General features: G+C 47.0%; 14 protein-coding genes and 1 pseudogene. 11 read left to right on the forward strand and 4 right to left on the reverse strand.

The window, feature by feature from the left end; all coding sequences use genetic code 11:
* Positions 1–7: 7 nt before the first annotated feature.
* Positions 8–727, reverse strand: coding sequence for an MlaA family lipoprotein (locus ACZ5EJ_RS06840; RefSeq protein ID WP_242500154.1), 720 nt, complete (start codon positions 725–727; stop codon positions 8–10).
* A gap of 285 nt (positions 728–1,012) precedes the next feature.
* The gene (locus ACZ5EJ_RS06845) at positions 1,013–1,621 is read right to left on the reverse strand and encodes a MotA/TolQ/ExbB proton channel family protein (protein ID WP_074455319.1); all 609 of its coding nucleotides are present in this window, start codon (positions 1,619–1,621) and stop codon (positions 1,013–1,015) included.
* Positions 1,622–1,920: 299 nt separating this feature from the next.
* Here ACZ5EJ_RS06845 and xseA point away from each other — a divergent pair, with 299 nt between their 5' ends.
* The 5 genes from xseA to ACZ5EJ_RS06870 all read left to right on the forward strand — a co-directional run bounded on the left by xseA (position 1,921) and on the right by ACZ5EJ_RS06870 (position 6,128).
* On the forward strand, positions 1,921–3,267 hold the full coding sequence (gene xseA / locus ACZ5EJ_RS06850; RefSeq protein ID WP_074455318.1) for an exodeoxyribonuclease VII large subunit: 1,347 nt from the start codon (positions 1,921–1,923) through the stop codon (positions 3,265–3,267).
* A 64-nt stretch (positions 3,268–3,331) separates the two neighbouring features.
* Positions 3,332–3,712: a DUF423 domain-containing protein gene (locus tag ACZ5EJ_RS06855; RefSeq protein WP_074455317.1), complete on the forward strand. Its 381-nt coding sequence runs from the start codon at positions 3,332–3,334 to the stop codon at positions 3,710–3,712.
* A gap of 60 nt (positions 3,713–3,772) precedes the next feature.
* Positions 3,773–4,951 (forward strand): THUMP domain-containing class I SAM-dependent RNA methyltransferase, encoded by a 1,179-nt coding sequence (locus ACZ5EJ_RS06860; protein ID WP_074455316.1) that lies wholly within the window; start codon positions 3,773–3,775, stop codon positions 4,949–4,951.
* 16 nt (positions 4,952–4,967) lie between these two features.
* On the forward strand, positions 4,968–5,456 hold the full coding sequence (locus tag ACZ5EJ_RS06865; protein ID WP_074455315.1) for a disulfide bond formation protein B: 489 nt from the start codon (positions 4,968–4,970) through the stop codon (positions 5,454–5,456).
* Between the two features lie 282 nt (positions 5,457–5,738).
* A complete protein-coding gene (locus ACZ5EJ_RS06870; RefSeq protein ID WP_074455349.1) occupies positions 5,739–6,128 on the forward strand; it encodes a RidA family protein in 390 nt (129 codons plus the stop codon).
* A 150-nt stretch (positions 6,129–6,278) separates the two neighbouring features.
* Here ACZ5EJ_RS06870 and ACZ5EJ_RS06875 read toward each other — a convergent pair whose 3' ends face one another.
* Positions 6,279–6,626 carry a DUF488 domain-containing protein gene (locus tag ACZ5EJ_RS06875; protein ID WP_011634566.1) on the reverse strand — a complete coding sequence of 116 codons (348 nt, stop codon included), beginning with the start codon at positions 6,624–6,626 and terminating at the stop codon, positions 6,279–6,281.
* Between the two features lie 54 nt (positions 6,627–6,680).
* Here ACZ5EJ_RS06875 and ACZ5EJ_RS06880 point away from each other — a divergent pair, with 54 nt between their 5' ends.
* The 5 genes from ACZ5EJ_RS06880 to ACZ5EJ_RS06900 all read left to right on the forward strand — a co-directional run bounded on the left by ACZ5EJ_RS06880 (position 6,681) and on the right by ACZ5EJ_RS06900 (position 12,614).
* A complete protein-coding gene (locus ACZ5EJ_RS06880) occupies positions 6,681–7,355 on the forward strand; it encodes an ABC transporter ATP-binding protein (RefSeq protein WP_011634567.1) in 675 nt (224 codons plus the stop codon).
* Positions 7,352–9,901, forward strand: coding sequence for an FtsX-like permease family protein (locus ACZ5EJ_RS06885; protein WP_074455314.1), 2,550 nt, complete (start codon positions 7,352–7,354; stop codon positions 9,899–9,901). The genes ACZ5EJ_RS06880 and ACZ5EJ_RS06885 overlap by 4 nt, the downstream gene beginning before the upstream one ends.
* Positions 9,901–10,971 carry a lipocalin-like domain-containing protein gene (locus tag ACZ5EJ_RS06890; RefSeq protein ID WP_011634569.1) on the forward strand — a complete coding sequence of 357 codons (1,071 nt, stop codon included), beginning with the start codon at positions 9,901–9,903 and terminating at the stop codon, positions 10,969–10,971. The genes ACZ5EJ_RS06885 and ACZ5EJ_RS06890 overlap by 1 nt, the downstream gene beginning before the upstream one ends.
* Positions 10,972–11,050: 79 nt before the next feature.
* Positions 11,051–11,293 (forward strand): sulfurtransferase TusA family protein, encoded by a 243-nt coding sequence (locus ACZ5EJ_RS06895; protein ID WP_011634570.1) that lies wholly within the window; start codon positions 11,051–11,053, stop codon positions 11,291–11,293.
* A gap of 496 nt (positions 11,294–11,789) precedes the next feature.
* The gene (locus tag ACZ5EJ_RS06900; RefSeq protein WP_011634571.1) at positions 11,790–12,614 is read left to right on the forward strand and encodes a methane monooxygenase/ammonia monooxygenase subunit C; all 825 of its coding nucleotides are present in this window, start codon (positions 11,790–11,792) and stop codon (positions 12,612–12,614) included.
* A gap of 325 nt (positions 12,615–12,939) precedes the next feature.
* Here the strand turns inward: ACZ5EJ_RS06900 and ACZ5EJ_RS06905 are convergent, their stop codons facing one another.
* Positions 12,940–13,869 (reverse strand): cytochrome-c peroxidase, encoded by a 930-nt coding sequence (locus tag ACZ5EJ_RS06905; RefSeq protein ID WP_011634572.1) that lies wholly within the window; start codon positions 13,867–13,869, stop codon positions 12,940–12,942.
* A 175-nt stretch (positions 13,870–14,044) separates the two neighbouring features.
* Here ACZ5EJ_RS06905 and ACZ5EJ_RS06910 point away from each other — a divergent pair.
* Positions 14,045–14,841 (forward strand): annotated as a pseudogene (locus ACZ5EJ_RS06910) (IS5 family transposase).
* Positions 14,842–14,865: the final 24 nt, after the last annotated feature.

A 14,865-nucleotide genomic window follows, 5' to 3' on the forward strand; every position in this document is an offset into this window, starting at 1 on the left:
CCCCTAATCAAGGCGGGGGATTTGTTTTTGTGGATTCAATCATCAGATCAGGGTCGTCAATTAACAGATCATCATAATGACTGGCGGGGGGATTCCCATCGTATATCTGATATTCACGTTGCTGCATATAACCTTCACGAACAAACAAATAAGGATCCAGAGCCGATTCGTCGCGTATTTTCATAGGTCCTGAGAGACTGGCTCTCTTGTCAACGATACGCAAAATGGCCAAAGGTATAGCCACCGGACCGCCCAGCGCATAAGCTAGATAAAACAGCCCGTCCGTAAACACACTAACCGGCAGATCGACCATATCCCGGGAATTACTTGGGCCATAAGCGGGAATGAAGAGATAGGGTCCACTACCCATTCCCCACACTGCCAATGTCTGCCCAAAATCTTCATTATGCTCCTCAAATCCCATGTGTCCGGCCATATCGGAAAGTCCTCCAACACCGATAGTGGAATTGATGACAAAACGCATCGTATCTGAAACCCCCTGACGTATTTTCCCTTGTAAAAAACTGTTCAAAACTACACTTGGGTAGGAAAGATTCCGGTAAAAATTACTGACAGGGTGCTGTATTGCTTCCGGTACATATTCGATATATACATTGGCAGCTGGCTCAATCAATCTGCGATCAAGCTCATCGGTAAAGCGGTAGGATTTACGGTTCAGTGACTCATACGGATCATACACACCCGCCTGATTTTCTTCTCTTGGCACCGAGCTGCAACTTACGCAGAAAAACACAACGTACAGAAAAATATATCGCAAGTAACTCGGCTTAATTTCAGCTATAAAGCTCTTTCTGTCCCTAATTATAGGGCTGTTATTTTTCTCGTAAGAATTCAAGATGCTTTCCTGAAAAGAGGATAACTGGTTTTATCTATATCATTATTCGGAATGAGACAGTAACCAGGAGCTCGTCAGATTTGAGTAACCGAGTGAACCAGGTGAAAAAACCAGGGACAGTTATTTATAATTCCGTGGCGCACAGCCTGCAGACTTCTAGACGCGTCTTTCGCCAAGCACTATTTCAACCAGTTTCAAGGCCTGCAATTCCATTTCCAGGACCAGCTCATCCACTTTGGCTCGAAAATGACGATAAAAAATAATGCTCGGAATCGCAACTAAAATGCCAAACGCGGAATTATACAGAGCGACTGAAATTCCATGGGCCAGTTGTACTGGATTACTACCAGATGGTGTGCCTGATCCAAAAATCTCGATCATACCGATCAATGTACCGAACAGCCCCATTAACGGACTTAGGGAAGCAATTGTTCCTAGTGTCGTAAGGTAGCGCTCCAGCTCATGGGCCGCTACTCGCCCGGCCTCTTCGATCGAATCCTTCATGATTTCTCGCGGACTATCGATGTTTTTCAATCCTGCTACCAGCACCTGTCCGAGTGGAGAATGTGACTGTAAACGAGTGAGCGTATCAGCATGCACACCAGAGTGACGATATTCCTGCAACACTCTCGGCAATAAATCTCTCGGGGAAACTTTTGACAGACGCAGACTCCACAAACGTTCACCGATAATACCCACCGCTATGACAGAAGCCAGTATTATCGGCCATATCGGCCATCCTGCTGCCTGAATAATTGAAAACACGAATTAATCCCCTTATTTATAGTGAAATCACCGCATTATATTTTGCAACACCAGTATGCTTTGCTCAACCAGCAATTTTTACTGAAAGGTTATACACAATTCCTGTGGATAACTGTGTGAATAAATCATGGACAAGTTGGATAAGTACCATTGCAGACATGGAATTTTTTGAACTGCCTAATTTTTAGGCCAAATAAAATTTTTAAAAACAAATGTTTATTTTAAACCATTGTTATCGTACAAACTTTTCTATTCATAATGTAATAACCAAATGTCATTGTGGATGATTATAAACCAGCATGATTGATAACAACCTTTTTCCTGAGCCAAAGAAAATAGTGTGGCGGGTCAGTGAATTAAACCGGCATGTGCGTGTAATACTCGAACAGACTTTTCCATTGTTATGGGTAAGTGGAGAAATTTCCAATCTGAAACGTTATCCGTCGGGACACTGGTACTTTTCGCTCAAGGATGACAATGCTCAGGTACGATGTGTCATGTTCCGCCATAAAAATATGTACCTGGATTGGATGCCGCAGGATGGTGCTCAAGTGGAAGCTCAGGCACTGATTACGCTCTATGAAGCACGTGGAGAGTTTCAACTGACAATTGAGCAGCTTCGCCGCGCTGGATTAGGTGTTTTGTTTGAAACGTTTGAGCGGCTCAAAACCAGACTTCAGCAAGAGGGGCTGTTCAATCCCGAATACAAGCAACTGATTCCTCCTTACCCTCAACAAATCGGAATCATCACTTCAACCAATACTGCTGCGCTGAGAGATGTACTCACGACACTGCAACGGCGTTTACCCTCGCTACCTGTCGTTATTTATCCCGCACCGGTACAAGGTAAAGAAGCTGCCTCAGCAATTGTGACTGCGCTACAAATCGCCACACAGCGAAGTGAATGCGATGTGCTGATCCTGTGTCGTGGAGGAGGTTCAATAGAAGATTTATGGGCGTTCAATGAAGAAATCGTTGCGCGAGCGATTGCTGCCTGCCCAATTCCAATTGTAACCGGTATCGGCCATGAAACCGATTTCACCATTGCTGATTTTGTAGCAGATATGCGCGCACCGACACCTACCGGTGCCGCTCAGTTAGCAGCCCCGGACAGACAAGATATTCTGCATCGCCTGCAGTACTGGCAGCATCGATTGCAGCAGGCAATAGAACGAAATATTGAACGTCGCATGCAAACGACCGATTTGCTTACTCACCGTCTGATTCACCCTGGAGAGAGAATCCGCTACCAGTTAATCCATTTGTCGCAATTACACAACCGTTTACTACATGCATGGAGCAGACAACTGGAAGTTTGCAAATGGCGAATCGAAGCATTCAGGCGACGTATACAATTCACCAAACCCGATATCAATACGGGGAAAAGATATCAGCAAGAACTGGCTGCGCGGCTGCAACGAGCGATGGTGTACCGACTGGAAAGCTTGCAGGTTCAACTTATCCGACAGCAACAGCATCTCGCTCATCTCGACCCGAAAGCAGTGCTGGAACGTGGTTACAGTATCACCTATACTGCCGGGGGGGAAATTCTGCAAGACAGTCAGCAGATTCACACTGGCGATAACGTACAGATAGTCTTTGCCAAGGGATCGGCCAAGGCAAATATCACTGAAACAAACAAATGACTCAGATCAACTTTCTTATCCTCATTCTTATCACGCTTCACTTTAACCAGGAGTTTAACCAATAATGTCCAGAATCTTTCTTGCGTTGGGGGCATTGAATGCATTTCTGTGTGTGGCACTGGGGGCCATGGGAGCACATGGCCTCAAATCTATACTGACACCCGACATGCTTACCAATTTTCAGATCGGCGTACAATATCACTTCTACCATGCAATCGGGCTGATACTGGTTGGACTGGCGCTAGATCGATTCCCGCAAGCGCGCGCATTAAAATTTTCCGGCATTTTAATGATGGTGGGGATTCTGTTGTTCTCCGGCACATTGTATGTTATCAGCCTCACCGGGTGGAAAGGATTGAGCATGGCCGCTCCACTGGGTGGAATGTCTTACATGAGTGCCTGGCTTCTGTTTGCCTATGCTGTCTGGAGAAACAAACGGGGGTGAAATCACATTCCGGATTTCTACTACCAACCACTACAAGATTGCAAAATAGCAGAAAATAAAATGACAGAACATTTCTTCGCGCCCTGTCCACGCGGGCTGGAAGCGGTTCTAGCGGCAGAACTTGAATGTCTTGAAGCGACCTCTATTGAGATTTCACCCGGAGGAGTAGCTTTTCGTGGAAGTTGGCTAACCTGTTACCGTGCCAATCTTGAAAGTCGCATCGCCAGCCGCATTTTGTGGCAAGTGGCCAGAAATCAGTACCGCAGTGAAGCCGACATTTACGACATCACACATCGCTTGTCCTGGCCCGACTGGTTTGAGCCGCGATTGACAATAAAGGTCAATCTGGCCGCAATTAAATGCCCGCTGCGCAGTCTTGATTTCCTTACACTCCGAATCAAGGATGCAATCTGCGACAAATTCCGCACTATCCGTGGCAAGCGTCCAGACATCGACACCACCACACCCGATATACGTATTCATGGATTCCTTGATGCACGGCAATTTACCCTTTACCTGGATACTTCAGGCGAAGCACTATTCAAACGCGGTCTGCGCCAAACCCAGGGGGATGCTCCTTTGCGTGAAAACCTGGCTGCCGGCATCCTGGCATTGGCTGGCTGGCATCCTGGCATTCCACTGCTTGACCCAATGTGCGGTAGCGGGACTCTGTTACTGGAAGCAGCACAAATTGCCTGCCAGATTGCACCCGGCGCCAGGCGACAATTTGCATTCGAGAATCTCAAACTGTTTGATGCCAACTCCTGGAAAAAACTTAAACAAACAGCTGCAAACCGCCAACGTGAACGTATATTCCAATCCATTTATGGCAGTGATCTGTATGGCAATGCACTGGTTAATGCACGTAACAATCTGGCAACAGCAGGATTAGCCGAGTGCGTCGCGCTGAAGCAGGCGAACGTTTTGGAAATTTCTCCTCCAGCTGAAACCGGCATGTTGATCAGTAATCCACCGTACGGCGTACGCGTTGGAGATCACCAGACATTGGCCGAATTTTATCCCCAATTGGGAAATGTACTGAAACAACGATTCAGCGGCTGGCAGGCTTTTCTGCTAACTGCTGATCCCCTGCTGGCAAAATCTATTCGACTTACACCTTCACGCCGAACTCCACTTTTTAATGGCGCACTGGAATGTCGTTTGCTCGAATACAGACTGGTTGCCGGCAGCATGCGCAGAGAGAAACCATCAAATGAATCAAGCAAAAAACAGTCATAAACTTTAAGATAAAGTTATGAGAATAATCTTTCTACTGATTTTCTTGGCCTGTGCCGGATTAATTGGTTATGCGCTTTATCTGCAACTGATGGATGGATTGCTACCCTGCCCGTTATGCATCTTCCAGCGCATTGCTTACTGGCTGATCGGGATCACTGCTTTATTTACATTCATACATAACCCACAATCACTGGGACGACATATCTACTGTGGATTAATCATTTCATTTTCACTGGCAGGTGCTATTGTTGCCGGCCGACAAGCCTGGTTAATACGTTTTCCTGAAGCATTCGAATGCGGTATCAGCCCAGAAGAAGCTTTTTTGAATGGATTGCCTCTCGCACAATGGTGGCCGAATATGTTTGAAGCCAATGGTGACTGCAATGATGGTGCCTGGCAGTTTCTATCATTGACGCTGCCGGATTGGTCATTACTCATATTTGCGGCATTCGGAATTATTGCAGGGTTACTCTGGCACAAGAAATATAATTCTATTAATCAATAATACAGTCACCTAATTCATATCAATCCGGAATCCAGAAGGCTAACAGCCTCAAGATTGACGGAAAAATACATGGAGCAAATTACGTACTGGAACCATCACTTACAAATAATTGGTGATGCGTTAAAAATCGGGTAATACATCCGGTTTATGCTGGCCGAGCAAACGCTAACTCTCTCCGTCAACTTTTTCCAACCAGGAATAACATCTGCTGCGATTAATAATCAGTAATAACAGTATAGTACTGTGTATAAGCTCTTCAACTAATAAAAGGATAGCATGGTCATGATACGTAAACTTATTAGCTCAGGTTCGACATTTGAAAAGGAAATTGGTTATTCGCGTGCGGTTGTCGTAGATAATTGGGTACTGGTATCCGGTACAACAGGTTTCGATTACAGCAAAATGATTATTTCCGATGATTTACTGGAACAGGCAGAGCAGTGTTTCAAAAATATTGAAAGCGCACTCAATCAAGCAGAATCGAGCATGAAAGACGTGGTACGGGTTACTTATGTATTTCCTAAAACAGAAGATTTTGAGAAATGCTGGCCAGTGATGCGTAAATATTTGGGAGATGTCAGGCCATCCGCCATGATGCTAACCGCAGCTTTATCAGATCCACGCATGAAAATAGAGATTCAGGTGACAGCTTATCGCAGTACTGAAACTTAATCTTTCCATTCAGGCATTCAGGATGAAGAGTGTTACTAAAAAGTGACTCAACATCCCGGCAAGTTGCTTATACAGCAAGCCAGCCATGAACAGTGGATAACGAGTTTTATCTATATAATTATCTGGGACTGAACACTAAATAAGCAATTGTCACTGTTGTGTCAGCAGATAATTCCTTAATACCACTGCCTGGTTACACTCTGTGTCGTGTGCCCCGTAAAGTAGTGTCAATTTTCCTTCAACAGCCTTATCCAGCAACGTTTTTACGCCGGGATTAACAGACAATTCGTCACGATAGCGCTGCTCAAATTCCGCCCATTTTGCGTGGTCATGATTGAACCACTTGCGTAAATTTGTGGTAGGTGCAATCTCTTTCAACCACAAGTCACACGCCACCTGCTCTTTGGTTAGTCCACGTGGCCAGAGTCGATCCACCAGAATACGGTAACCGTCCGCAGGGTCAGCCGATTCATAAGCTCTTTTAATTTGGATGTCCATCTCGGTAAAATCCTCGTATGCTTTAATCATGCTATTAACTATACAATATCCACTATGAGCCATACACCCGTTCTGGAATTAAGTGATATCAGCAAATCCTACTTGGATCGGCAGGTATTGTCCGGTTTATCCTACAGCCTTGCCGCTGGAGAATATGTCGCCATCATGGGTGACTCTGGGGTGGGAAAATCGACTTTATTGAACCTGATTGCCGGACTGGATAGCCCCGATGGCGGTGAAATCAAAATTGATGGCAAGAACTTGCCGGTGGATGATGAAGCGGCAACAATCCTGCGGCGTAAGTATCTGGGATTCATCTTCCAGGCATTTCATGTGTTGCCTCATCTGACACTGCAGCAAAATGTCTCGCTGCCGCTGCTACTCAATCATCTGCCGCTTGATCATGCACTGACTATGCTGGCAGCAGTAGGCTTGCAGGGAAGGGAGCAGGATTTTCCTCATCAGCTATCGGGAGGGGAACTGCAACGGGTAGCAATTGCCCGCGCACTGGTACACCGCCCGCGTCTGATTCTGGCGGATGAACCCACCGGTAATCTCGATCAGGATACTTCCCGGGAAATCCTGCAATTGATTCGTTCCGAGATCAAGGCGAACCAGGCTTCTGCCATTATTGTTACGCATTCGCGCCTGGCGGCTGAAACAGCAGACAGAATCCTGATACTGGACAGGCATGGTCTGGCTCCGATTTCTCTGGAAAACCGAGAATGAGCCAGCCACTACTCACTCGCTGGCTGTTACAGAGTGAATGGCGCTCACACCGTCTGCAATCCATCGTGGCTGTGCTGGCGATTATGTTCGGGGTGGCGCTGGGATTCACCATTCATCTGATCAATACAGCAGCTGTCAGTGAATTCTCCGCCGCCACCCGCAGTCTTTCCGGAACCTCCGATCTGACGGTGCGCACCCTCCGATCCACGTTCGATGAAACACTTTACCCCATGCTCAGTCAGCATGAGGGCGTAGCGCGGGCCAGCCCGGTGCTGGAGATCGCTGTCGGCATCCCTGCCAAGGCAAAAACTGTGCATAACCCGGCTCTCAAGATTCTGGGGCTGGATATGTTTCGTGCGATCGGTATCACACCTGATCTGCTGGGCGTACCAGCAGAGGATAAACCTATGGATATGTTGGCCGATGATGCTGTTTTTCTGTCCCCCGCAGCAATGGAATGGCTTGCAGTCACACAGGGAGATTCGATCACAGTAAGCATGGGAACAAGGCAGATTACGTTGCGCGTGGCCGGTGGACTGGCACGAGCACATGCTGGGCAGCGCATTGCCGTCATGGATATCGGTGCAGCACAGTGGCGCTTTGACCAAATCGGCCAGCTTTCACGTATTGAGCTGAAACTGCAGCAGGGTGTTAATCACACTGCATTTCGGGAAACGCTGGGTAAGGAGCTGGGAGCTTCCTATTTATTGACTGAAAGTCAGGACGACGATGCACGCGCGCACAATATGTCACGCGCTTACCGCGTCAACCTGGACATTCTGGCGCTGGTGGCCCTGTTTACTGGTGCGTTTCTAATTTTCTCCGGCCAGGCTCTCTCCACTATCCGGCGGCGATCACAGCTTGCTCTATTGCGTGTGCTGGGCATGACCCGTCGTCAACTTTTGCGCCAGCTTCTGCTGGAGAGCGGATTACTTGGTGTAATGGGATCGCTGCTGGGACTGGCACTGGGATATTTGCTGGCGGCGATGGCGCTCCATCATCTTGATGCAGATCTGGGTGCCGGTTTCTTTCCAGGACTGGAACCACAGTTGCATTCCGATCCCCTAGCGGCATTACTCTATTTTTTACTGGGAACCGGCGTTACTGTACTGGGCAGCCTGTTGCCTGCATGGGAAGCAGCTCACACACATCCGGCGCCCGCACTCAAGTCTGGCAGTGAATACACTGTACTGGCAGCACTACGTGCACCCCGGCTGGCTGCTGTCTGCCTGCTGACGGGTATTATTTTTGCCGGATTGCCACCAGTGTATGATCTGCCTGTATTTGGCTACCTGGCCATCGTCCTGTTGCTGATTGGCAGTATGGCTGCATTGCCATATTTATGCGGATTACTTTTCTCCACCCTGTTACGCGCACTCCATCCGAGTAAATCAAACATTTTGTATATGCTGGCAGTCACCCGGCTTTCAAATGCTTCCGGTCTAGCAGCCATTGCACTGGGTGGTGTACTGGTCAGCTTCAGTTTGATGGTGGCTATGGCAATTATGGTAACCAGTTTCCGCGTATCGGTAGATAACTGGCTTGCACAAGTATTGCCCGCTGATCTTTATCTGCACCCCATCATTCACCAGGATATGCGCGGCCTGACAACTGATGAACAGCAGACTATTACTTCTCTGCCAGATATTGCACGCATTGATTTTATCCGTTCGATACCGGTTACTCTGGATCCGACCAGGCCTAACATCACGCTGCTGGCACGCCCGATTGATCGCAACGACCCCGGATTGATAGTCCCATTGACAGAAAACGCGCTATCACCCGGGGAGATTCCCCCTGATACGGTACCGATCTGGGTATCGGAAGCAATGGTTGATCTGTATGGATTTAAAACCGGCAAGCAGGTCACACTGCCTTTTGCCGACCCTTCGCAATTATTCATCGTTGCCGGGGTGTGGCGGGATTACGGACGTATCTTCGGTGCGATCCAGATGGAATTATCCGATTACCGCAAGCTGACCGGAGATGATCATGTCAGCGATGCAGCGCTATGGATAAAACCTGGAGCAACTATTCACGCAGCGGTGTCAGCACTAAAGGCGCTGCCGTTTGGAGATACGCTGGAAATCATGGAAACCGGCCGGGTGCGTGCAGTTGCCTTGAAGCAGTTTGACCGCAGTTTTGCAGTAACCTACCTGCTGGAGCTGGTTGCAATTGGTGTAGGGTTAATGGGCGTAGCAGCCAGTTTCTCAGCACAAACACTGACCCGGATCAGAGAATTTGGCATGTTGCGCCATATCGGGCTCAGCAGACGACAGATTCAGCGCATGTTGACGCTGGAAGGCGGATTATTGGCTGGATTTGGTATTATCACCGGATTTTTGCTAGGCACAGGTATCAGCCTGATTCTTATCTTTATTGTCAACCCGCAATCTTTTCACTGGACCATGCAACTGTACGTGCCTTGGGCATGGCTGGTACTGATGGCATTGGCAGTACTGGTGGCCGCCACATTGACAGCGCTGGTGGCCAGCCGCCGTGCAGCGTCTGGCAATGTCATCCGGGCAGTTAGGGAGGATTGGTAATGCGTTACTTATGGATATTATTAGGCGGGCTGATTTTTCAGAGCTCTCTGCTTTCGGCTCCACCTGTATTGGCTCCCGTCGTGCCCGGTAAAATATTTAAGTTCCCGGATGATCATGGCGCTCACCCCAATTTTCGGATTGAATGGTGGTATGTGACCGGCTGGCTGGAAACATCGACAGGTGATCCATTAGGCTTCCAGATTACCTTCTTCCGTTTAACGACCCAAACTGACAAAGATAACCCCAGCCATTTTGCTCCCCACCAACTGATCATCGCGCATGCAGCGCTATCCGATCCTGCAATCGGCAAACTACAGCACGACCAAAAAATTGCCCGTTCAGGATTCGATCTGGCATACGCTCGAACCGGCAATACCGATGTAAAGCTAGATGACTGGACCTTTCTGCGCACAATGGATGGCCACTACCAAGCCGATATCAGGGCAGATGATTTCACCATGAAATTATCATTTACACCTTCACAACCCTTAATGTTGCAGGGTGAAAACGGTTTCTCGCGCAAAGGGCCGAAAGCAGCACAAGCCAGCTATTACTACAGCGAGCCGCATTTACAGGCAACCGGAACAATCAATCGCCAGGGAAAGGATATGTCTGTCACCGGAACAGCCTGGCTTGATCGCGAATGGTCGAGTGAGTATCTCGATCCGGATGCAGCAGGCTGGGATTGGGTCAGCACGAACCTCGATAATGGTTCTGCATTGATGGCTTTTCAGATACGCGGGAAAGATGGCAGTAAAATCTGGGCACATGCTGTATTGCGTGATGCCTCTGGTCGCGTGCAATCTTTCACGCCTGAGCAAGTCAGTTTTCACCCGGTTCGTACCTGGCGCTCTGCCCGTACGCAGGCTGTCTACCCGGTTGCTACCCGTATCAGAACAGGCAAGATCGAATGGCAGATTACCCCTTTAATGGATGATCAGGAATTGGATTCGCGCGATTCTACACGCGCTGTCTACTGGGAAGGTGCTATCACGCTTACACGTGATGGCAAACCGGCCGGGCGAGGTTACATGGAGCTGACTGGTTATGTACAGCCATTAACGATGTAACAACAACACATGATTGGGTATTCTCAAGCATTACAAACCGGTAAAATTGACTTATTTACCGATCAAGATAATTAACAATATGAATCTGGATAATGAATCCTTTGACAAGGAGTTGGATGTGCGTGGGCTCGTTTGTCCACTACCCATTCTCCGCACAAAAAAATTTCTGTCTGAAATGGCACATGGGCAAGTGCTCAAAATCATGGCCACCGACCCGGGCGCAATGATTGATTTTCAGGTGTTTGCCGATCAGACAGGAAACGAATTACTGTCTTCATCCGAAATTACTGGTGAATATCTGTTCTACCTGAAAAAAAGATAGCATTGAAAACCAGCATATATATTCGCTCAGAGTAACAACCTCTATCATGCCTGCCTGCTCCATCCGCCACAAAAAACTTTAGAGCCGCGATACTGCTACTGCGGCCAAGCAAAGCAAAGCAAGGCAAGGCTTCAATTTCTCCTCCCTTCCCTCTCATCCCGTAACCGGCTATACTTACAGTGACGTATGTAAACATATTGAAAATAAACAAAAAATTTATATGATCTATGTCATGCGTTTTGTTATTGAACTTTATCCTATAAATATGCTCTTATAAGTACCTGAAAACAGGTAGTTTTTATACTAAAACAGAGGAGGTGCTTGCCATGAAAGCTTTGAAATCCGGGTGTTGTATGAGGTTGATTAAATTGACCGAAGTTTTTTTGACAACCCGGAATTGTCCTAAATCAGATTTCATTCTGAAACCAGACTGGTAACTGACTTTTATCAGGAGCTTCCACGGAAACTCCAATTTTCGCGAAAAGGAGTAGTAATTATGGCTACAAATATATTAAAAGACAAAGCTGCACAGCAGGTTGCTGATAAACCAACTTATGATAAATCCGAGTGGTTTGATGCTAAATACTATAAATTCGGGCTGCTACCTATCTTAGCTGTAGCTGTGATGTGGGTTTATTTCCAGCGCACATACGCCTATTCTCACGGCATGGATTCAATGGAACCGGAATTTGACCGGATCTGGATGGGCTTGTGGCGTGTTCAAATGGCTGTTCTGCCTCTCATAGCACTTTTTACTTGGGGATGGTTATATAAAACCCGCAATACTGCGGAACAGCTCGCCAATCTGACTCCAAAGCAGGAAATAAAGCGGTATTTCTATTTCCTCATGTGGCTTGGGGTCTATATATTTGCAGTTTACTGGGGATCAAGCTTCTTTACCGAGCAGGACGCTTCATGGCACCAGGTGATTATCAGGGATACAAGTTTTACTCCTAGCCATATTCCTCTGTTTTATGGTTCATTCCCGGTATACATCATCATGGGAGTATCAATGATTATTTACGCCAACACCCGGTTGCCGCTGTACAACAAAGGGTGGTCATTCCCTCTGATCATGACCGTAGCAGGACCGTTGATGAGTCTGCCTAACGTTGGCCTGAACGAGTGGGGACACGCCTTCTGGTTCATGGAAGAACTTTTCAGCGCACCGCTGCACTGGGGCTTCGTGATTCTGGCTTGGGCTGCCCTGTTCCAGGGTGGGCTTGCAGTACAGATCATAGCTCGCTTTTCCAACTTGCTTGACGTGGAGTGGAATAAGCAAGACAGAGCCATATTGGACGATGTCATAACTGCTCCTTAATCAGGTAAACTCAAGCCCCCCTGGACTTATCGGGGGGTCAGGTTTGAATGTACTATCCTTCCCTGATTACTGAAAACATGATGCCGCCTTCAATTTCTTGATTCAGGTTGAAAGAAGGCTTTATCACACCAAAGTCGGAAAAATCTGGAAATAACAACTGGCATTAATCTCCGCACGGCACACGCCTGGTAATCAGAAATTTCTACAGAACTGGCGGCAGACAGCATTTAATAATCGTTGTCTGCCGCCGCTGTTACAAGACAGACAACTTTTTTCTGCAAAGTCTGACTCATTCACACCCAATATCCGTCAGGTACAGACCATATTATTGTTTGCTGGTAAGTGAACCCAGAAAAGCTTTTACATCTTTGATAAAACTTGGGTCAACATCACGACCCAGCTGATATCTGGCCATTTTTTTAATAGCTTCATCCAGTGTGGCAACAGAACCATCATGGAAATAAGGAGCGGTTTTAGCAACATTTCTCAGGCCAGGTACCTTGAATACTCCTTTGTCCGCTTCCAGACCAGTAACTTCGTACCTGCCAAGATCACTGGTTTCATATGGTTCAAACAAGCCAATCTTTTTATACGAGTTGCCACCTATGGCAATACCGTGATGACAATTGGAACACCTCATATAAACAAATTTTTTCAACCCTCGTTTCTCGGCAGCATTTAAAGCATTCTCGTCACCCCTGAGAAAATCGTCAAAACGCGAAGGCGTGATAAGCGTGCGTTCAAAAGCGCCAATTGCCTTGCCGATATTTTTATACTGAATCGGATCTTTTTCATCCTTGAAAGCCTCGGCAAACATGGTTTGATATTCATCGATTTTTTTTAGTTTGCTGATTACAGCTTCCTCATTAGCCATCCCCATTTCAATTGGATTCAAAATCTGGCTAAGAGCTTGCTCTTCAACATTCCTGGCACGTCCATCCCAGAACTGAGCAATTTGCAACGCAGCATTGAACGTGGTCGGAGCATTTCTACCACCACGTCTACCATCATGCCCCGGTGAGGTTGGCTGGTTATCAACACCAAAATTATCCAGTTGGTGGCAGGAGTTGCAGGAAATAGTGTCATCAATTGAAAGTCGCGGGTCAAGATACAGCTTCTTGCCCAACGCAATCAAAGCAACATTTTTTGTTTCATCAATAATCGAAACGGGTAACGGCTCAAAACTCTGTGTATAGTTTTGCGCGTAGCCATAAGAACTTGCCATTAATAACAGCAATAAAAATATTATTTGCATAAGACCCCCGGAAATTCACATAAACACCTTGACCAACTTCGCGCAATAACTTTTCTCATGAGACTGATCGCAAGAAATTCCAAGGGTTGTTTACAGAGTAGTTGACTAAAACAGGAAGTCAATATTTTATAAGAATCTGTTTATGATCTCGTAAAGCTGATGTTCATGTTGGGACATGAGGGCAAGTTATCTGAGCGCTCTATCGCAAAAACAACTTGCTGTTATTCAACTGATTCTGGAAAGAGTTCGCAAAGTCACCAAGCCACGCATTATTGACCTATTCGCCGTATTTTGCACAGTGGTGTACATACTTAAAACGGACTGTCAATGGCGGGCGCTTCCCGGTGACCACCCGAAATGGGAGACAATTTACACGTATTTCTCCAAATGAAAAAAACCTGCCGTCGATGGCATCGATGGGGTGTGCATTAAAAAATCAGATATCGGAGGCTCGTATTCAGGCTGGCTGCAAACGCATACCCAAGCGGGTGATTGTTGATGCCCAGAGTGTAAAAAATGTAAAAAATACGGATACCGCCGAGGAAAAGGGCTACGATGCAGACAAGAAAATGTCCGAAATCAAACGACATATCGTTGTTGACACCTTGGGATTGCCTCACGCCATTGCTGCGACAACCGCAGAGGTTACCGGCTGCAAGGGAACTATTGCTGCATTAACGCCAAGCATTCCGACTGTTCTACGTATTGAGCATGCTTACGGATTCTGGCTACACAGCTCAATCATTTACCGAAGCAGTCAGGTTATGTTTGGGTGAGGTGATCACGGTGCAGATCACCAGGAAAAGTGAAATGCACACTTTTGTGGTCATTTCCAGGCGCTGGATTGTGGAATAAACTTTTTCATGGCTGGAAAAATACCGGCGATTATGAAAGAACGGCGAGCGAAAACTCAATACCAGCCTGCAATTTGTCCACCTGGCACTTTTAATACTATTACCCAGAAGAGCATAAACAGGTTCTAAGAAGAGGGGTAAT

Source organism: Nitrosomonas sp. TNE100, assembly GCF_055387135.1.